This is a genomic window from Streptomyces sp. NBC_01537 (genome assembly GCF_045040445.1).
GTDB lineage: Bacteria > Actinomycetota > Actinomycetes > Streptomycetales > Streptomycetaceae > Actinacidiphila.
This window is the reverse complement of the sequence record NZ_CP109392.1, coordinates 6,424,555-6,444,061: the sequence shown is the minus strand read 5'-3', so window position 1 is coordinate 6,444,061 and position 19,507 is coordinate 6,424,555. Positions and strand designations below refer to the sequence as shown.

Sequence of the window (19,507 nt, the reverse complement as noted above, 5' to 3'; positions counted from 1 at the left end):
ACCCATCGCGGGAAGACGGATACAGACCTTGAGTACCGGACACGTCCTGCTCGGGCTCCTCGCCTCGGAGCCGGGCCACGGCTACGACCTGAAGCGCCGTCACGACGAGCGTTTCCCGCAGGCCCGCCCGCTGGCGTACGGGCAGGTCTACACAACGCTGCAGCGCCTGGTCCGTGACGGCCTCGCCGAGGTCGACGAGACGGAGAGCGAGGGCGGTCCGGAACGGACCACGTACCGCGTCACCGAGGGCGGGAAGCAGGCGCTGCGCAAGTGGCTCTCGGAGGTGGCGCCGCCCGCTCCGGTCACGGCGGCGAACGAGATCTTCTCGAAGCTGGTCGTCGCGATGCTGGCCGGCGAGGCAACCGGGGCCGGCGCCGGAGATCCGGAGGCCTACCTGCGCGCGCAGCGCGCGGCTCACCTCACGCGCATGCGCGAGCTCACCGCGGTGAAGAGCGACCCCGGCGCGTCCCTGTCGGCGGTGCTCTCCGCCGACTTCGCCATCACCCATCTCGATGCCGACCTGCGCTGGATGGAGAACGCCGTCCAGCGCCTCGGCGCCCTGGCCGAGGAGGTCACGTCCCCATGACCCGCAGCACCCCTCTCATCGAGGCCCTCGATCTCACCAAGACGTACGGCGCCACCCAGGCCCTGCGCGGCGCGAGCCTGCGTCTGGACCCGGGCGAGATCCTGGCCGTCACCGGGCCCAGCGGCAGCGGCAAATCCACCCTGCTGCACTGCCTTTCCGGCATCGTCCGGCCGGATTCGGGCTCGGTGCGGTACGGCGGCGAACAGCTGGACCAGGCATCGGAGACCCGGCGCTCGGAGCTGCGGCGCAGCGAGTTCGGCGTCGTCTTCCAGTTCGGGCAGCTCGTCGGCGAGCTGACCGCCCTCGACAACGTGGCGCTCCCCCTGCTGCTGGCCGGCACCTCGCGCAAGGCGGCCCAGGAGGGCGCCGGCGAGTGGCTGGAGCGCTTCGGCGTGCGCGGGCAGGCGGGGCTGCGGCCCGGTGAGATGTCGGGCGGTCAGGCGCAACGGGTGTCGCTGGCCCGGGCCATGGTGACCCGGCCGAAGGCGGTGTTCGCGGACGAGCCGACCGGCGCGCTGGACTCGCTGGCCGGGGAGCAGGTGATGACCGCCCTGGTGCACGCCGCCCGTGAGTCCTCGACCGCCGTCCTGCTGATCACGCACGACGCGCAGGTGGCGGCGTACGCGGACCGCGAGGCGCAGGTCCGGGACGGCGCGGTGGTCAGCGAGACGGGCGCGGAGGTGACCCGGTGACGGGGCTGCGGGCGGACGCGCGCCTGGCCTGGCTCCTGCTGCTGGGCTCACCGCGCAGCGAGCGGTGGCGGCTGGCGCTGACCGGGCTGGGGGCGATGCTCGGCACGGGCCTCGCGCTGGCGGCGACGGTCGTCGCGGTGATCGGTACCCGCTACGGCAGCGGGGTCCCCCGGTACACCAACGACCTCCTCAACGAGTCCGGCCTGCGCCCGGGCGTGATCGCGGCTCTCCTGCTCCTGGTCGTCCCGGTGCTGGCCTTCATCGGCCAGTGCACCCGGATCGGCGCCCTCCAGCGAGAACGGCGACTGGCGGCGCTGCGGCTGGCCGGAGCGACGCCGCGCCAGGTGCGGCGAATCACCGCTCTGGAAACGGGGGTGGTGTGCGGGCTCGGGTCCTTGGCCGGGCTGGCCGGCTTCCTGGCGCTGCGGACCCTGGCAGCAGGCGTACAGGGCCACTCCGGCAACGACATCCCCGGCTACAGCGCACGGCTGACCTGGCCGACCGACGTACCCGTGCCCTGGGCGGCCGCCGTGCCGGTGGCGCTGGCCCTGCCGGTGCTGGCCGCCCTTGAGGCGCGGTTCACACTGCGCAGGGCGGCCGTTGATCCGCTGGGCATCCGCCTGCGCGGGCGGCGTCCACGGGGCCGGTCGGGACGCGTACGGCTGGCGCTGTGGTCCTTGGGGCCGCTGGCGCTGGTCGGGGGAACGGCACTGGTACTGGCGGGCGTCTCGCAGGCCGGCGCGTACGGCGGGGGCGTGGCCCCGTACTGGCTGGCGGCCATCACGCTGTACGCCTTCGGGCTGCTGTACGGGTCCGCCGGACTCGCCCTGATGACCGGCAGGCTCGCCGCCCGCTCCGGCCGCCCGGCGCTGCTGATCGCCGGGGAGCGCTTGCAGGCCGACCCTTGGGCGGCAGCGCGGGCACACGCCGCGCTGATGCTCACCGCCCTGGTCGGGGTCGGCTTCATGGCGATGCGCAGGCTGCAGATCGACTGGATTCGGGAGCACCCGGCCCAGTACGCGAGCGACGCGTCCTTCTACCTCGGGGGCTACGACCTGGCCGGGATCGCGCTGCTGACCGGCCTCACGGTCACCATCAGCGGGCTCGTGGTCGGCACCGTCGAGTCCGTGATGACCCGTCGCCGCACCCTGGCCGCACTGTCCGCCACCGGGACGCCGTTCCGGGTGCTGGGGCGGGCGGTGCTGCTGGAGACCGCGCTGCCGCTGGTACCCGCGATCGCCCTGGCGAGCGGTTGCAGCCTGGCGATCGTTCTCGGCACGCTCCGCCTCGCCGGCGACCGCGGACCGCTCCCCCTCCTCGAACCCCTGCTGACCGCCGCCGCACTGCCGGCCGCCGCCCTCCTGGCCACGGCCGCCTCCCTGCCGCTACTGCGGCGCACCGTCCACCCGGCCGGGCTGCGCTACGAATAGGCAGCTCAGAGCCCCGGACCGACCTCCGCAGGGGGGCGGTCGGCCCGGGGCCCTCATACGCTTCACGCGCCGAGCAACACGAAGGCCCGGATATCAGGCAGATATGCCGTCTATCCGGGCCATGGCATCCTCCGCGCCGAACGGCTGGAGGTATGGCATCCAGCGCGGGTCCCTATGCCCTGTGCCGATGATCCGCCAGGCCAGGCCGGACGGGGGCGCGGGTTGATGGCGCATTCGCCAGCCGAGCTCGGCGACATGCCGGTCGGCTTTGACGTGGTTGCACCTGCGGCATGCCGCGACCACGTTGTCCCACGTGTGCTGGCCTCCCCGGCTGCGCGGGATCACGTGGTCGACGCTGGTTGCGACGGCACCGCAGTACGCGCACTTGCCGCCGTCCCTGGCGAACAGTGCCCGCCGGGTCAGTGGCACAGGGCCGCGAAAGGGGACTCGCACGAATTTCGTGAGTTTGACAACACTGGGCGCGGGGAGCGCCCGGGTCGCGCTGTGCATATAGGCGCCGGATTCCTCGAGGCACACGGCCTTCTTGTTGAGTACGAGGATGAGCGCGCGTCGGAGCGGTACGACGCCGAGGGGCTCGTACGACGCGTTGAGTACCAGGACATGCGGCACGGGTGCCTCCCTTATACGCCGGCGGCGCGTGGCTCGCGCCGGGACGATCTGCCCAACAGTCTCTCCGGAAGCCCGGTCGCAGCGCCACCATCACCGGGTAACGGAGCAGAAGTGTTTTCGACCACACCTGCTACATCCCCTTTATTCCCCCTGTTCGCGCCCGAACATGACAACGGGGCACCAACCATCGCCCGTTAGTGTGGTGAGCCTGCCCTACCGGAGGTACCCCTGCTGTGTCCGCATCCGCGACGACCACCACCACCCTTGACGACGCCCAGACATCCGCGACGAACGCCGCGGACTATGTCAGCCAGAACTGGGCCGACTGGCTCGCGGCTGGGCTGCGCATCCTGCTGATCGTGGTGATCGCGGTGATCCTGAGAATCGCGGTACGGCGGATGATCACCAAGTTCATCGAGCGGATGAACCGGGGCGCGGAGGCCGCCGGCACCACGGCGCTCGGCGGGTTGCTGGTCAACGCGGAGCGGCGCCGGCAGCGCAGCGAGGCGATCGGCTCGGTGCTGCGCAGCGTGGCGTCCTTCGTGATCCTGGGCACGGCGGCGCTGACCGTGCTGTCCGTCCTGCAGATCAATCTGGCCCCGCTGCTGGCCAGCGCGGGTGTCGCCGGTGTCGCGATCGGCTTCGGCGCGCGCAATCTGGTGACGGACTTCCTGTCGGGCGTCTTCATGATCCTTGAGGATCAGTACGGCGTCGGCGACGTCATCGACGCGGGCGTGGCCAGCGGCACCGTGGTCGAGGTCGGCCTGCGGGTCACCAAGCTGCGGGGCGACGAGGGCGAGATCTGGTACATCCGCAATGGCGAGGTCAAGCGGATCGGGAACCTCAGCCAGGGCTGGGCCACCGCCGTGGTGGACGTACAGGTCGGCTACCGCGAGGACCTGGAGCGGGTGCGCGGCGTGATCACCGCGGCCGCGGAGGCCATGGCCAAGACCCAGCCGTGGGACGAGGCCCTGTGGGAGCCGGTCGAGGTGCTGGGCCTTGAGTCCGTGACGGCCGACTCCGTGGTCATCCAGGCCCAGGCCAAGACCATGCCCGGCAAGGCAGCGGCCGTCGCGCGCGAGCTGCGCTGGCGCATCAAGCGGGCCTTCGACGAGGCCGGCATCACCATCACCGGCGGCACGCCCGCCCTGGCGGCGGAGGAGGACGAGGCCGACCCTACGGCCGCTGTCGCCGCTCCGTCCGCGCTGGCCAACCCCGACTCCCCGCAGACGGCCGCCGCCCAGCCGATAGCCGTACAGCGCACCGGGAAGTAGCCCCACGCGTCGCCCCACGTCACGCCGCACGTCACGTCCCACATCACGCCCCGGCACCGATTCGGTGTCGGGGCTTTTATGTACCCCTGGCACCCCTTGACGGCCATGTGACGGGGGATCTACCTTGCCTCTCATCAACAGGAAAGTTTCCTAACTATCCGCGTGATGGGAGGATTGCGTTCATGGCAGCTGGCACCACACCCGGCACCCCGGGCACTCCGCGCGTACTGCGCGCCATGAACGACCGCGCCGCGCTGGATCTCCTCCTCGCGCACGGCCCCCTGTCCCGCACCCGGATCGGCAAGCTGACGGGGCTGTCCAAGCCCACGGCCTCGCAGCTGCTGGCCCGGCTGGAGGCGGCCGGCCTGGTCGTCGCGACGGGCACCACCGCCGGGCGCCCCGGGCCGAACGCCCAGCTGTACGCGGTGAATCCCACCGCGGCGCATGTCGCCGGGCTCGACGTGACCGCCGAGCGGATCCTCGCGGGCGTCGCCGACATCACCGGCACGGTCGTCGGGCAGTTCGAACTGCCGACGCCGGGCCGCAGCCACCGCGCCCAGAGCACCGTCGAGCAGGTCGTCCGGGCCGTCGAGGGCGCCGCCAAGGCCGCCGGGGTGCTCCGGGCCGAGCTGCACCGGATCGTGGTCGGCACGCCGGGCGCCTTCGACCCGAGCACCGGCCGACTGCGCTACGCGAGCCACCTCCCGGGCTGGCACTCCCCCGCGCTGCTCGACGAACTGGCCGCGGCCCTGCCCGTACCGCTGGAGTACGACAACGACGTGAACCTGGCCGCCGTGGCCGAACAGCGGCTCGGCGCGGCCCGGGACCACGAGGACTTCGTCGTGCTGTGGAACGAGGGCGGCATCGGCGCCGCCATCGTCCTCGGCGGGCGGCTGCACCGCGGCTGGACCGGCGGCGCCGGCGAGGTCGGCTTCATGCCGGTGCCGGGGACACCCCTCGTACGGCATGTGGCCAAGGCCAACGCGGGCGGCTTCCAGGAACTGGCCGGCTGCAACGCCGTACTGCGCTTCGCGCGCGAGCTGGGGCTGCCCGAACCCGGGGGCACACTCCCGGACGCCGCCGCCGCGCTGCTGAGCGAGGCCGCCCAGGCCGAGGACGGCCCGTACGCCGAGTTGCTGCACCGCTCCGCGACCGGCCTCGCGGTCGGCCTCGCCTCGCTCGTGACCGTACTCGACCCCGAACTCATCGTCCTGTCCGGCGGAGTGATCGCCGCCGGCGGGGAACGACTCCGTGCCCTGGTCCAGGCGGAGCTCGCCGAACTGGCCGTACCCCGGCCCAAGCTCGTGCTCGGCTCGGTCCAGGAACATCCCGTCCTGTGCGGGGCGCTGCAGAGTGCCCTGGCCACCACCCGCGACGAGGTGTTCGACACCTCCCGCTAGACCCCACTCCCCACCACCAGACCCCTCAGACCCCCCAGATCCCCCAGACCCCACCCGCACACCTCAGCGGACCGGCATTCGTGGCCGGCCCGTAGGCCTCGCACACCCTTCGCACGTCCTTCGCACCCTCTCCACCCGTCCCAGGAGGAAGCGCAGTGTCCGGATCCACCAAGACGACCGCGGTCGCCATCGCGGCAGCGGCCGCCATATCCCTGCTGGCGAGCGCGTGTACGGGCTCCAGCAACAACACGGCCACCGACGACCCGAACAAGGACGTCACGATCACCTTCTGGCACGGCTGGTCCGCGCCCAACGAGGTGAAGGCCATCAACGCCAACATCAAGGCCTTCGAGAAGGTCCACCCCAACATCCACGTCAAGGTCCAGGGCAACATCACCGACGACAAGATCAACCAGGCGCTGCGGGCCGGCGGTTCCGGTGCCCCGGACGTCGTGTCGTCCTTCACCACGGACAACGTGGGCAAGTTCTGCTCGTCCAAGGCCTTCGCCGACCTCACGCCCTTCCTGAAGAAGTCCGGCATCGACCCGGCGAAGACCTTCCCGAAGACGATGCTGGAGTACACCCAGTTCGAGGGCAACCGCTGCGCGCTGCCGCTGCTCGGCGACGCCTACGGCCTGTACTACAACAAGGACGCCTTCAAGGCCGCCGGCATCACCTCGCCGCCCAAGACCATGTCGGAGTTCAAGGCCGACGCGATCAAACTGACCAAGACCAAGGGCGACTCGTACTCCCAACTCGGCTTCATGCCGAACTTCCACGGCTACGAGTCCACCACCACGCACCTCGCCGCCCAGTGGAGCCCGACGTACTTCGACAAGAGCGGCAAGTCCAATGTCGCCACCGACCCGGCCTTCGCCTCGATGTTCAACTGGCATCAGGACATGGTGAAGGCGCTGGGCGGCTTCAAGAAGCTGGAGAAGTACCGGACGACCTTCGGTGACGAGTGGGACGCCAAGAACCCCTTCCAGACCGGCCAGGTGGCCATGGCCATCGACGGCGAGTGGCGGGCCGGCATGGCCGCGGACGCGGGTGTGAAGTTCCAGGTCGGCGTGGCGCCCTTCCCGGTCCCGGACGACCAGGCGGACACGTACGGCAAGGGCTACACCACCGGCACCATCATCGGTGTGGCCAACACCAGCGCCAAGAAGAACGCGGCCTGGGAGCTGGTGAAGTACATGACCACGGACACCGACGCGGTGGTCAGCTTCGCCAACGCCATCCACAACGTCCCGTCCACCTACGCCGCCCTGAAGTCCCCCGATCTCAAGCTCGATGCGGCCTCCAAGACCTTTGTCGAGATCGCCCAGAACCCCAACAGCACCACCACCCCGGCCAGCATCAACGGCGGCACCTACCAGCTGACCCTCCAGGACTTCGGCTACGCCTACGAAGCGGGCAAGCAGAGCGACCTCGCAGCCGGCCTCAAGGGTGTCGACACGCAGGTCGACAAGGACATCGCGCAGGCCAAGTGATGAGCGCCGCGACCGTCCACCCCCTGCTGAAGGCCAAGCGCCGCCGTGCGACGCTCCGCAACCTGGCCTTCCTCTCGCCCTGGCTGATCGGCTTCAGCGTCTTCTTCGCGTATCCGCTGATCTCGACCGTCTACTTCTCCTTCATGAAGTACGACGGCTTCACCTCCCCGACCTGGAACGGCCTCAAGAACTGGTCGTATGTCTTCAACGACTACCCCTTCTTCTGGCCCGCGCTGCGCAACACCCTGTGGCTGGTCCTGGTCATGGTCACCACGCGGGTCGTCTTCGGACTCGGCATCGGCCTGCTGATCACCAAGATCAAGACGGCCCCCGGGCTGTTCCGCACCGCCTTCTACCTGCCCTACCTCGCCCCGCCGGTGGCCGCGACCATGGCCTTCGCCTTCCTGCTCAACCCCGGCACCGGCCCGGTAAACCGCATCCTCGGCGACTTCGGCCTGCCGACCCCGGGCTGGTTCAACGACCCCAGCTGGTCCAAGCCCGCACTGACCCTGCTGGCGCTGTGGGGCATCGGCGATCTGATGGTCATCTTCATGGCCGCGCTGCTCGACGTGCCCAAGGAGCAGTACGAGGCCGCCGAGCTGGACGGGGCCGGGGCGTGGGCCCGCTTCCGGTTTGTGACGCTGCCGAACATCTCGCCGATCGTGATGTTCGCCGTCGTCACCGGCGTGATCCAGACCATGCAGTACTACACACAGCCCCTGGTCGCCGGAAAGGTCGCCAGCGGTGTCATCGGCGGCTCCGGCCAGCAGTTCGAGCCGGGGTATCCGGAGAAGTCCACCCTCACCCTGCCCCAACTCGTCTACAACCTCGGCTTCCAGCGCTTCGACACCGGTTCGGCGTGCGTGATCGCTCTCGTGCTGTTCGCGCTGGCGATGATGTTCACGGCGCTGCTCATGCGCCGTCGCAGCGGCTTCCTGTCGGCGGAGGACTGATCCCATGACCCAGACCCACGCGACTCTCACCTCACCCTCCTCCCCCTCCGCCCCGACCGTCGTCCCGGCGGGCTCGGCCGACGCCAAGCGGGCCGCCACCCGCCGGGCCGCCCTGCAGTGGGTCGCGGTGCACTCGCTCGGCATCGCGGCCGCACTCTTCTTCGTCCTGCCGTTCGTCTTCGTCTTCCTGACGGCCGTCATGACCGACAACCAGGCCCTCACCGGCGACCTGTGGCCCACCACCTGGGCATGGGGCAACTTCGACACCGTCTGGCAGACGCCCGGCTTCCTCACTTGGTGGCGCAACACGCTGCTGTACGCCGGGCTCGGAACCGTCCTCGCCGTCGCCTCCAGCCTGCCGGTCGCCTACGCGCTCGCGAAGTTCCGCTTCCGCGGCCGCAATGTGGCGATGATGCTGGTCATCTCCACGATGATGCTGCCGCCCCAGGTGATCATCGTCCCGATGTATCTGTTCTGGGCCAAGCAGCTCGGGTTGGCGGGCACCCTGTGGCCGCTGATCATCCCGATGGCCTTCGGTGACGCCTTCACCATCTTCCTGCTGCGGCAGTTCCTGCTGACCATCCCCAAGGAGTACACCGACGCGGCCAGGGTCGACGGCTGCGGCGAGCTGCGCACCATGCTGCGGGTCGTGCTGCCGATGGCCAAGCCGGCCATCGCCGCCGTGGCCCTCTTCCAGTTCTTCTACTGCTGGAACGACTACTTCGGCCCGCAGATCTACGCGAGCGAGAACCCGGCCGCCTGGACGCTCAGTTACGGCCTGGAGTCCTTCAAAGGGGCCCACCACACGAACTGGAATCTGACGATGGCCGCGACCGTGCTGGTCATGGCCCCGGTCATCGTCGTCTTCTTCTTCGCGCAGAAAGCCTTCATCGAAGGCGTGACCCTGACAGGAGTCAAGGGATGAGGCAGTCCCCCGAGGGGCGACCCCCCGTACCCCCGCGAAAGAACGGGGCCGTCCGGCGTGACCGGAACCGCTCCACGAGGAGGCCTCAGTGAAACTGGCAGTCGTGGGCGGCGGGTCCACGTACACCCCCGAACTCATCGATGGATTCGCCCGATTGCGGGACAGCCTCCCCGTCGAGGAGCTCGTCCTCATCGACCCCGCCGCCGAGCGCCTCGCGCTCGTCGGCGGGCTCGCCCGGCGGATCTTCGCCAAGCAGGGCCACCCCGGCAAGATCACCACGACCTCGGACCTGGACGCGGGTGTGGCCGGCGCCGACGCCGTGCTGCTGCAACTGCGGATCGGCGGCCAGGCTGCCCGCAACCAGGACGAGACCTGGCCGCTGGAATGCGGCTGCGTCGGCCAGGAGACCACCGGCGCGGGCGGCCTGGCCAAGGCCCTGCGGACCGTGCCGGTCGTGCTGGACATCGCGGAGAGGGTCCGCAGAGCGGCTCCTGACGCATGGATCATCGACTTCACCAATCCGGTAGGGATCGTGACCCGCGCCCTGTTGCAGGCCGGGCATCGTGCGGTCGGGCTGTGCAATGTCGCGATCGGCTTCCAGCGCCGCTTCGCCCGGCTGCTGGACGTCGCGCCCGAGCAGGTCCACCTGGACCACGTGGGCCTGAACCACCTCACCTGGGAGCGCGGCGTTCGCGTGGGCGGCCCGGACGGCGAGGACGTACTGCCCAAGCTGCTGGCCGAGCACGGCGATTCCCTCGCCGACGACCTGCATCTGCCGCGCGCGGTGCTGGACCGGCTGGGCGTCGTGCCCTCGTACTACCTGCGCTACTACTACGCCCACGACGAGGTCGTACGGGAGCTCCGGACGAAGCCGTCCAGGGCCGCCGAAGTCGCGGAGATGGAGCGGGCGCTACTGGAGATGTACGGCGATCCGGCGCTCGACGAGAAGCCGGAGCTGCTGGCCAAGCGCGGCGGCGCCTTCTACTCCGAGGCGGCGGTCGACCTGGCCTCGTCCCTGCTCGGCGACACGGGCGACGTACAGGTGGTGAACACCTACAACAACGGCACCCTCCCCTTCCTCCCCGACGACGCCGTCATCGAGGTCCCCGCCACCGTCGGCGCGGCCGGCACCACGCCACTGCCCGTCCCGCCTCTGGACCCGCTCTACAGCGGACTGATCGCCAATGTCACCGCCTACGAGGACCTGGCGCTGGAGGCCGCGCTGCGCGGCGGCCGCGACCGCGTCTTCAAGGCGCTGCTGTCCCACCCGCTCATCGGCCAGTACGAGTACGCCGAGGCCCTGACGGACCGTCTCATCGCACACAACCGGGAGCACCTCGCGTGGGCCTGACCCGACTGCCCCTGGTCCTCGCTGTCGACGCGGGCAACAGCAAGACCGATGTGGCGATCGTCGCCGCCGACGGGTCGGTGCTCGGCACCGCTCGCGGCGGCGGCTTCCAGCCCCATGTCGTGGGCGCGGACGCCGCGGTCGGGGCCCTGGCCCTCATCGTGGCGGACGCGGTGGCCGCGGCCGGCCTGGACCCGGCGCCCGGCGTGCCGTTCGTCGAACATGTCTCGGCCTGTCTGGCCAACGCCGACCTGCCCACCGAGGAGCGGGATCTCGAACTCGCCGTCAACGCGCGTGGATGGGGCCGCAGCACACAGATCGCCAACGACACCTTCGCCCTGCTCCGCGCGGGTGTGGACGAACCACGCGGGGTCGCCGTGGTCTGCGGGGCGGGCATCAACTGCGCCGGAATGCTGCCGGACGGCCGTACCGCCCGCTTCGCGGCGGTCGGGCGGATCTCCGGTGACTGGGGCGGCGGATACGCCCTCGCGGAGGAGGCCCTGTGGTGGGCGGCCCGCGCCGAGGACGGCCGGGGCGGACCGACCGCCCTTGCCACCGAGCTTCCCCGGTACTTCGGCCTCTCCTCGATGTACGACCTGATCGAGGCACTGCACTTGGAACACATCGCGCCCTCCCGTAAACACGAACTGACCCCTCTGCTCTTCAAGACCGCAGAAGCGGGCGATTCCGTTGCCCGGGCCATCGTCATCCGTCAGGCCGAGGAGATCGTCGCCCTCGCATGCGTCGCGCTGAAGCGGCTGGACCTGCTCGGCGAGAGGGCCGACGTCATCCTGGGCGGCGGGGTCCTCGCCGCCCGGCACCCGCTGCTGATGGACGCCGTGGCCGAGGGCATCACCGCCCGCGCACCCAAGGCCGCCATCGAGGTCGTCACCGCCCCGCCGGTCCTGGGCGCAGCCCTGCTCGGCCTGGACCGCACCGGCGCCGGGCCCGAGGTCCGGTCCCGTCTGCGGGCGCACTACGCGGCCGGGGAACCGAAGTGACGCGCCGAACGTGATGAGTGACAAGGGAGCTGGGCGGCAGGGGCGGCAGGCACGGGGCGTCAACGGGGGCGCAAGATCCACGTATTAGCCATTTGGGCATGCGGATTGTCAGTGCTTGCGACCATACTGCTGGCCAGGAGGTTGGCCCTCGTGTGAGCGGGGATCGATCCAGGGGGAGGGTCAGTGACGCAAACGCAGCAATCCGGGCAGTCCGGAAGCGGCGCGGACGTGATCGCGTCGGCGGCCGGGGCGGACACCGGCCGGCGCCGACCGGCGTGGGCCGGGCAGTTCGGCATGCTGCGCGCGGCCGCGACCACCGAGCCGGGGAGGTTGCGGGTCATCGGGCTGCTGCTGACCTTGCTGGTGGTGGCCTTCGGGGCGGTCACCGCATGGCAGATCACCGACCGCTCGGCGGCCGCCGACGACGTGGTCAACCGCAGTGAGCCGCTCAGTTCCAGGGCCGCCGACATCTACCGGTATCTCGCGGACGCGGACACCACCGCCGCCGGCGGCTTCCTCGCCGGCCGCCAGGACCCGCCCGAGGCGCTCGCGCGCTACCAGCAGGACATCGACTACGCCGCCAAGTACATCGTCGAGGCCGCTGCCAGCTCCGAGGGCTCGGACCGGGCCCGGGCGCAGATCCGGATCCTCAACGAGCAACTCCCGGTCTACACCGGCTGGATCGAGCGGGCCCGGGCCAACAACCGGCTGGGGTACCCGGTGGGCGGCTCGTACCTGCGGCTGGCGAACAAGAAGATGACCACCGAGATCCTGCCCGCCGCCAACAGGCTCTACGGGATAGAGACCGCCCGGCTCGACTCGGACTACTCGGACGCCAAGGCACTGCCCTGGGCCGCCTGGGGCCTCGGCGTGGTGGCCCTGGGCGGCCTGGGCTGGGCGCAGTACCGCAGCTACCGGCGTACGAACCGGGTGTTCAACCAGGGCATGGTGGCGGGCTCGCTGGCGACCGCCGTGGTCCTGCTGTGGCTGGTGGTCGGGCACAGCGTCGCGCGAGCCGGGCTCACCGACTCGTACGAGAACGGCGCGAGGTCGCTGCAGGTGCTCAACAGGGCCCGGATCGAGACACTGCAGGCCCGGGCGAACGAGAATCTGACGCTCGTCGCGCGCGGCAGCGGCAAGGCCTACAACGACAACTACCAGCGGGAGATCCAGGATCTCGCGGGCAAGAAGGCGGACGGCAGGACCGGTCTGCTGGCGCAGGCCCTGGCGATAGCCGACGACGACAAGGGCAGCAAGCCGGTCACCGAGGCCATGAAGGACGCCAAGGTCTGGTACGCCCTCAACGCGACGGCCCGCAAGAACGACGACTCGGGCGACTACCAGGACGCGCTCGCGCAGACCATAGGCGGCGAACTCAAGGACCACACGCAGGCCACCAAGTACACCGCGCTGTGTTTCGACGGGGTCGACGACAATCTGCAGCAGGCCGTGAACCACGAGCACGGGGAGTTCCAGCAGGCCGCGAACGACGGGCGCGGGGCGCTGGGCGGACTGGCGGCGGGCGCCGCGCTGCTCGCGGTGCTCGGCGCCACGGCAGCGCTCATCGGCATCGGGCGCAGGCTCTCGGAGTACCGGTGAGCGACGGCGGAAGGGGAAGGGGGCAGCGGATGAGCGAGCGAAGGAAGCTGCGCGGCTGGGGCGGAGTGGCGGGGATGACCGCCGCATGCGTACTGGCGGTGTCGGCCACGGCGCTGCCACTGCACCACCAGGCGGACACGTCGGCAGGGCGGGCCGGCCAGGCGGCCCGGGACACCCCGCTGACAACCGTCCCCGTCAAGGCCTCGGCCACCGGCGACTGCGACAACGCCCACCCGGAGACCAGCCTCACCCCGTCGTCCGCGAGCGGCCCCGCCGTCGACGCGATCAAGGCAAGAGGCAAGCTGATCGTCGGCGTCGACCAGAACAGCTACCGATGGGGGTACCGCGACCCGAACACCGGCGACATAGTCGGCTTCGACATCGACCTGGTCAAGGCGATAGCCAAGGACATCCTGGGCAACGAGAACGCCGTCCAGTACAAGACCGTGCCGACGAAGAAACGGTTCGAGGCGATCAGGGACGGCCAGGTGGACATGGTGGTGCGCACCGTCACCATCAGCTGCCAGCGGATCAACGACGAGAAGGTCTCCTTCTCCTCCGCCTACTTCAAAGCCGGGCAGCAGCTTCTCGTACCCCTCCAGGGCTCCACCATCAAGGATTTCAACGACACGCTGAAGGGGAAGAAGGTCTGCACGGCCAGTGGTTCGACCGCCGAGATCAAGCTCGACGCCGACCCGCACGGATCGAAGAAGGTCCTCGTCGACAACCAGCTCGACTGTCTGGTGCTGCTCCAACTGGGCCAGGTCGACGCGGCACTGACCGACAACGCGCTGGCCGCCGGACTGGCGGCCCAGGACCCGGCCGTCCATCTGATAGGCAAGCCGGTCACCACCGAGTACTACGGGGTGGCCATGAGCAACAAGTACCCGGACCTGGTGCGCCGGGTCAACAAGGTGCTGGAGGACTATCGCAGTGGCGGCTCCGACAGCGCCTGGCAGAAGGCGTACGGTACCTGGCTGAAAGCGGTGTTCCCCGGTGTCGAGGGGCCGCCCGAGCCTCGCTACGAGGGCTAGACCCGGCACACGCACCACGACCGACGGACAACACGGCTAACGGCGAAACGGAAAGAAGGTGCGATGGCGGTCGCGGGACCATCCGGACCGGCCCTGAGCCGCGAGGAGGTGGACCGTGCGCTCGCACGGCTCGGTGAAGAGCACGAGGCGATCGAGTCCTCCCTTCTCGCCCTCCAGGACCACTCAGGACGCCGCCTCCTGGAAGGCGCCGAACTGACCGGCGCCACCAAGGAGCGGTGGGCCGAGACCGAACAGGCCATCTCCCTGCTCTGGGCGCACTTCGACGCGTACACCGACGCCCTCACCACCGCCCGCACCCTGCGCGGGCGCCGCCGCTGGCCCACCCAGACCGAGCTCAACGAACTGACCCAGCTGCTGCGCGACTCCGGGGTCACCGTGGCCGGCGCCACCGTCCCCGAGGCGGCGCGCGGTCTCACCGGCCCTGCCCGGCTCTCCGAGCAGCTCAGCCTGGAGCAGCTGCTGGCCCGCATGAACGACTGGTATGCCCGGACCATGGAGGTCGTGGCCGCCGCCGACTCCGTCTGGTCGGCACTGCCCGCCCGCATAGACCTGCTCGCCGCCGAGGCTCAGCGGGTGCGCTCGCTCGCCCACTCCGTCGGCGTACGCCCGGGCGCCCACCCGGCCGGCGACGACCTGGAGGAGCTGCTGGACGGGCTCACCGCTCTGCGGCAGCAGGTCGTCTCCGATCCGCTCTCCTTCTGGTCCAAGGACGCCGGCGGACGCGGCGGACGGCCCGACACCTCCCGCTACGACCGCTCCGGGATGGCCCTGGAGGAGATACGCCGCGAGGTCGAGGCCGTCCTGCATGTGCGCGACGACGCGGACCACCGGCTGCTGCGGCTGCGCGATGTGCTGTCGCGCGCGGACCGTACGCTCACCGAGGCGCGCAGCGCGCGCGGCGAGGTGCTCGCCAAGATCGCGGCCTCGGAGGTCCCCGCCGTCAGCGGCGCGTCCGCAGCGCTGCACGAGCAACTGGCCAACGCCGCCGAGTACCGCCGCACCGGCCAGTGGCACCGGCTCTCTCCGCTGCTCGACAGCCTGGAGAGCAGCGCCGACGAAGAACTGCTGCGCGCCCGCGACTCCTTGACCGCCGTCACCGCGCCGCTCGCGGTCCGCGCCGAGCTGCGCGGCCGGCTCGATGCCTACCGGGCCAAGGTCTCCCGGCACGGCATGGCCGAGGACCTGCTGCTCATCGAACGTTACGACCAGGCCCGCCGTCTGCTGTGGAGCGCGCCCTGCGACCTGCGGGCCGCGGAGCACGCGGTGCTGCGCTATCAGCAGGCCGTGGCCGAGACCGTGGTACCGAGGCAGGCCGGGCCTGTCGATCACAAGGGGGATGGACGATGAAGTGCCAGCGGCCGGGCTGCACCGGCACCATCGAGGACGTCGGCAGCGGCGACCTGTACTGCGACACGTGCGGGCTCGCGCCCGTGCCCGCACATGCGGCGGCGTCGGGCGCGACCGGCAGCTCCGGGCGCTCCGGTTCCTCCGGCTCGTCCCCGTCCTCCGGCTCCTCCCGTTCCTCCCGTTCCTCACAGTCCTCGCGCGCCTCACGCCGCTCCGTCTCCGGCCGGCTGTCGCGCTCGCTCAGCGGCAGCTCCAGCGGCCGCTCGGTCTCCGTGCGCAGCTCCCGCTCCGGCAGCAGCGGTCCGACCCGGGGCAAGCTCGGCGCCGGCCTGGTGACGGTGCCGCCGATCCCCCGGCCCGACCCGTCCGCCGCTGTGCTGAAGAACCCCCAGGTCCCGGAGCGCAAGCGCTACTGCAGCAAGAGCGAATGCGGAGCCCCGGTGGGCCGCTCCCGCGGCGAACACCCGGGCCGCACCGAGGGCTTCTGCACCAAGTGCGGCCACCCGTACAGCTTTACGCCCAAGCTGCGGGCCGGCGACGTGGTGCACGGCCAGTACGAGGTCGCGGGCTGCCTCGCGCACGGCGGGCTCGGCTGGATCTACCTGGCGATCGACCGCGCGGTCAGCGACCGCTGGGTGGTGCTGAAGGGCCTGCTCGACACCGGTGACGAGGACGCGCTCGCCGCGGCCGTCTCCGAGCGGCGGTTCCTCGCCGAGATCGTCCACCCCAACATCGTCCGGATCATCAACTTCGTCGAGCACCTGGACCCCAGCAGCGGCACCCTCGACGGCTACATCGTCATGGAGTACGTCGGCGGCAAGTCGCTCAAGGAGATCGCCAACGAACGCCGCACCCCCGACGGCAAGCGCGAGCCGCTTCCGGTCGACCAGGCCATCGCGTACGCCATCGAGGCACTGGAGGCGCTCGGCTATCTGCACAGCCGCAACCTCCTCTACTGCGACTTCAAGGTCGACAACGCCATCCAGACCGAGGACCGGCTGGAGCTCATCGACATGGGCGCGGTGCGGCGGATGGGGGACGTGGACAGCGCGATCTACGGCACGATCGGGTACCAGGCGCCCGAGATCGCCGAGGTCGGCCCGTCCGTGGCCTCCGACCTCTACACCGTCGCGCGCACGCTGGCCGTCCTGACCTTCGACTTCCAGGGCTACACCAACGTCTTCGTCGACAGCCTCCCCGACCCCGACAACATCGAGGTCTTCTCGACGTACGAGTCCTTCTACCGGCTCCTGGTCCGGGCCACGGACCCCGACCCCGACAAGCGGTTCTCCTCCGCGCAGGAGATGGCCGACCAGCTGCTGGGCGTGCTGCGCGAGGTCGTCGCTCTCCAGGACGGCAAGCCACGGCCGGCGCTGTCCACACTGTTCGGGCCCGAACTGCGCGTGGTGGACACCGAGCTCGTCCAGGCGCTGGACGGGGACGCCTCCCTGCTCGGCGCGCGCACGCCGTCCGGGCCGCCGCGCGGCGCGCTGCCTGCGCTGACGGCCGCGGTCCCCACGCGTCTGCCCGCGCCCCGGGTCGCGCACCTGCCGACCGTGCCCGCCAGCGCCTACCCCGTCCCGCAGCCCGGATCCAACAACGGCGGCAGCAACGGCCACGGCAACAGCAGCAGCCAGGCCAAGGCAGCGCCCGCCACCGTACGGCTGAACACGCGGGGCTCCGTGCTGGCGCTGCCTGTACCGCACGTCGACGCGACCGACCCCAATGCCGGGTTCCTCGCGGGCCTGGCGGCGGTCGCGCCCTCGGAGCTGGTGACCGCGCTGCAGACGACGCCGGTGGACTCGGTGGAGAAGCGGCTGCGGGAGCTGCGAGCGCGGCTGGAGATGGACGACGCCGACGGCGCTCAACGCGTCCTGCGCACGCTGGCCGACGACGATCTCGAGGACTGGCGGGTGGTGTGGCACCGGGGCCTGACCGCGCTGTCCAGCGGGGACCACGAGACGGCCGCACTGTCCTTCGACGCGGTCTACGACGCCTTCCCCGGCGAGTCCGCGCCCAAGCTGGCCCTGGGCATCTGCGCCGAAGTGCTGGGCCAGCTGGACAACGCCGCCGAGTACTACCGGCTCGTGTGGACCACCGACCAGAGCTATGTGAGCGCCGCGTTCGGCCTGGCCCGGGTACGGCTGGCGGCGGGCGACCGCACGGGCGCCGTACAGGCCCTGGAGTCGGTGCCCGAGTCGTCGATCCACTTCACGGCGGCACGGGTCGCCGCGATACGCGCCCGGCTGCGCGAGCGATCACCGCAGGAGCCACTCCACGACGACCTGCGCGCGTCGGCCGAGCAGGTCGAGGCGCTGCAGCAGCTCGGCATCGACACGGATCTGCGCGAGCGGCTGTCCGCCGAGGTGCTCGGCACCGCCCTGGACTGGGTGCTCGCCGGGCGGACCGGTGCCCCGTCCGCCACCACGGCGACCTCCCTGCTGGGCGCGGCGTGGGACGAACGCGGCCTGCGCTTCGGCCTGGAGCGCTCGTACCGGGTGCTGGCCCGGCTCGCGCAGCAGGGCAGCACAAGGATCGAACTGGTGGAACGCGCCAACCGCTTCCGCCCCCGGACATGGGTGTGAACGCGATGCCGCAACTGACGGTCTGCCCGGAGTGCGCCGAACCGCTGGACCCCGCCGACAAGTTCTGCGGCGTCTGCGGCGCCGACCTGAAGGCGGCGGCAGCCGTCGGAGGTGACGGCGACGACGGCTACGAACTGGCCCCGCCCCTTGCCGACAGCGGGGGCGGCGACAGCAGCACGCTGGTCTTCGGCCTCGGCACCGTGCAGCTGGGACAGACGAGGATCACCGACCCGCGCGAGGAGCCGCGCGAAACCGCGCCCGCGCATGCGGTGTGTGTGGCCTGCGGCGTCGGTCAGGTCGACGCCGATGGGTACTGCGAGCACTGCGGGCACGCCCAGCCCCGGCCCCGCGACCACCAGGAGCAGGAGCTGGAGGGCGTGGCGGCGGTCAGCGATCGGGGGCTGCGGCACCATCGCAACGAGGACGCCTTCGCGCTGTCCGCGACCTCCCTGCCGGACGGCACGCCCGCAGTCATCGCCGTGGTGTGCGACGGCGTCTCGTCCGCGTACCGCCCCGACGACGCTTCCGCGGCCGCTGCCGCGACCGGATGCGAATCCCTGCTGGCAGCCCTGGAACAGGGCACCGCGCCCGAGGACGCCATGCGCGAGGCGCTCCTCACCGCCGCCCAGGCGGTCACCGACCTCGCCGCCGAGGAGAAGACCAACGGGGCACGCCCGCACCACAACTCGCCCGCCTGCACCTGTGTCAGCACCATCACCTCCGGCAAGACCTTCACCGTCGGCTGGATCGGCGACAGCCGCGCCTACTGGATCCCCGACGACCGCTCCGTCCCCGCCGCCCGCCTCACCGAGGACGACTCCTGGGCCGCCCGGATGGTCGCGATGCGCCTGATGACCGAGGCCGAGGCCTACGCGGACGAGCGCGCCCACGCCATCACCGGCTGGCTGGGGGCGGACGCGGTCGAACTCGACCCGCACACCGCTTCCTTCATGCCGGACGGACCGGGTGTAGTGGTGGTGTGCACCGACGGCCTGTGGAACTACGCCGAATCCGCCGCCGAGTTGGCCTCGGTGGTGCCCGCGGACGCCCGCGCCCGCCCGCTGCACTGCGCGCAGGCGCTGACCGGAATGGCGCTGGACGCCGGCGGCCACGACAACATCACGGTCGCCGTGCTGCCCTTCCCCGTGCAAAAAGCCTGATCCGACGATCGATGATCCGACGAGTCCGA

The 19,507-nt window shown here is 71.0% G+C and carries 16 protein-coding genes; 15 read left to right on the top strand and 1 reads right to left on the bottom strand.

The features are described 5' to 3' along the window. The first annotated feature begins 28 nt into the window (after positions 1–28). From OG607_RS29685 to OG607_RS29675, 3 genes are read left to right on the top strand one after another with little or no spacing between them, the layout of a single operon-like run. Positions 29–586 carry a PadR family transcriptional regulator gene (locus tag OG607_RS29685; protein WP_405730030.1) on the top strand — a complete coding sequence of 186 codons (558 nt, stop codon included), beginning with the start codon at positions 29–31 and terminating at the stop codon, positions 584–586. Continuing rightward, the gene (locus OG607_RS29680; RefSeq protein WP_405730028.1) at positions 583–1,278 is read left to right on the top strand and encodes an ABC transporter ATP-binding protein; all 696 of its coding nucleotides are present in this window, start codon (positions 583–585) and stop codon (positions 1,276–1,278) included. Before OG607_RS29685 ends, OG607_RS29680 begins: the two co-directional genes overlap by 4 nt. Beyond that, entirely contained in the window at positions 1,275–2,708 is a 1,434-nt protein-coding gene (locus OG607_RS29675; protein WP_405730025.1) for an FtsX-like permease family protein, read from the top strand. The genes OG607_RS29680 and OG607_RS29675 overlap by 4 nt, the downstream gene beginning before the upstream one ends. Positions 2,709–2,801: 93 nt before the next feature. On the opposite strand, the gene OG607_RS29670 is transcribed toward OG607_RS29675, so the two are convergent. After that, positions 2,802–3,338, bottom strand: a complete 537-nt coding sequence (locus OG607_RS29670) for an HNH endonuclease (RefSeq protein ID WP_329317674.1) — start codon at positions 3,336–3,338, stop codon at positions 2,802–2,804. A 233-nt stretch (positions 3,339–3,571) separates the two neighbouring features. Here OG607_RS29670 and OG607_RS29665 point away from each other — a divergent pair, with 233 nt between their 5' ends. The 12 genes from OG607_RS29665 to OG607_RS29610 all read left to right on the top strand — a co-directional run bounded on the left by OG607_RS29665 (position 3,572) and on the right by OG607_RS29610 (position 19,478). Then, complete coding sequence (locus tag OG607_RS29665) at positions 3,572–4,612, top strand: mechanosensitive ion channel family protein (RefSeq protein ID WP_405730022.1); 1,041 nt, start codon at positions 3,572–3,574, stop codon at positions 4,610–4,612. 182 nt (positions 4,613–4,794) lie between these two features. Further along, positions 4,795–6,012, top strand: coding sequence for an ROK family transcriptional regulator (locus tag OG607_RS29660; protein ID WP_405730019.1), 1,218 nt, complete (start codon positions 4,795–4,797; stop codon positions 6,010–6,012). 155 nt (positions 6,013–6,167) lie between these two features. Next, on the top strand, positions 6,168–7,505 hold the full coding sequence (locus OG607_RS29655; protein ID WP_405730016.1) for an ABC transporter substrate-binding protein: 1,338 nt from the start codon (positions 6,168–6,170) through the stop codon (positions 7,503–7,505). Continuing rightward, positions 7,505–8,458, top strand: a complete 954-nt coding sequence (locus OG607_RS29650; RefSeq protein WP_405730013.1) for a carbohydrate ABC transporter permease — start codon at positions 7,505–7,507, stop codon at positions 8,456–8,458. Before OG607_RS29655 ends, OG607_RS29650 begins: the two co-directional genes overlap by 1 nt. A 4-nt stretch (positions 8,459–8,462) precedes the next feature. Next, positions 8,463–9,383 (top strand): carbohydrate ABC transporter permease, encoded by a 921-nt coding sequence (locus tag OG607_RS29645; protein WP_405730010.1) that lies wholly within the window; start codon positions 8,463–8,465, stop codon positions 9,381–9,383. Between the two features lie 88 nt (positions 9,384–9,471). Next, positions 9,472–10,734 carry a 6-phospho-beta-glucosidase gene (locus OG607_RS29640; RefSeq protein WP_405730007.1) on the top strand — a complete coding sequence of 421 codons (1,263 nt, stop codon included), beginning with the start codon at positions 9,472–9,474 and terminating at the stop codon, positions 10,732–10,734. After that, positions 10,725–11,732 carry an N-acetylglucosamine kinase gene (locus OG607_RS29635; protein WP_405730004.1) on the top strand — a complete coding sequence of 336 codons (1,008 nt, stop codon included), beginning with the start codon at positions 10,725–10,727 and terminating at the stop codon, positions 11,730–11,732. Before OG607_RS29640 ends, OG607_RS29635 begins: the two co-directional genes overlap by 10 nt. A gap of 183 nt (positions 11,733–11,915) precedes the next feature. Beyond that, positions 11,916–13,331 (top strand): hypothetical protein, encoded by a 1,416-nt coding sequence (locus OG607_RS29630; RefSeq protein ID WP_405730001.1) that lies wholly within the window; start codon positions 11,916–11,918, stop codon positions 13,329–13,331. Between the two features lie 29 nt (positions 13,332–13,360). Next, on the top strand, positions 13,361–14,365 hold the full coding sequence (locus OG607_RS29625) for a glutamate ABC transporter substrate-binding protein (protein ID WP_405729998.1): 1,005 nt from the start codon (positions 13,361–13,363) through the stop codon (positions 14,363–14,365). Positions 14,366–14,428: 63 nt separating this feature from the next. Then, positions 14,429–15,733, top strand: a complete 1,305-nt coding sequence (locus tag OG607_RS29620; protein ID WP_405729995.1) for a hypothetical protein — start codon at positions 14,429–14,431, stop codon at positions 15,731–15,733. Further along, a complete protein-coding gene (locus OG607_RS29615) occupies positions 15,730–18,318 on the top strand; it encodes a tetratricopeptide repeat protein (RefSeq protein ID WP_405729992.1) in 2,589 nt (862 codons plus the stop codon). The genes OG607_RS29620 and OG607_RS29615 overlap by 4 nt, the downstream gene beginning before the upstream one ends. A 5-nt stretch (positions 18,319–18,323) precedes the next feature. Then, positions 18,324–19,478: a protein phosphatase 2C domain-containing protein gene (locus tag OG607_RS29610; protein WP_405729989.1), complete on the top strand. Its 1,155-nt coding sequence runs from the start codon at positions 18,324–18,326 to the stop codon at positions 19,476–19,478. Positions 19,479–19,507: the final 29 nt, after the last annotated feature.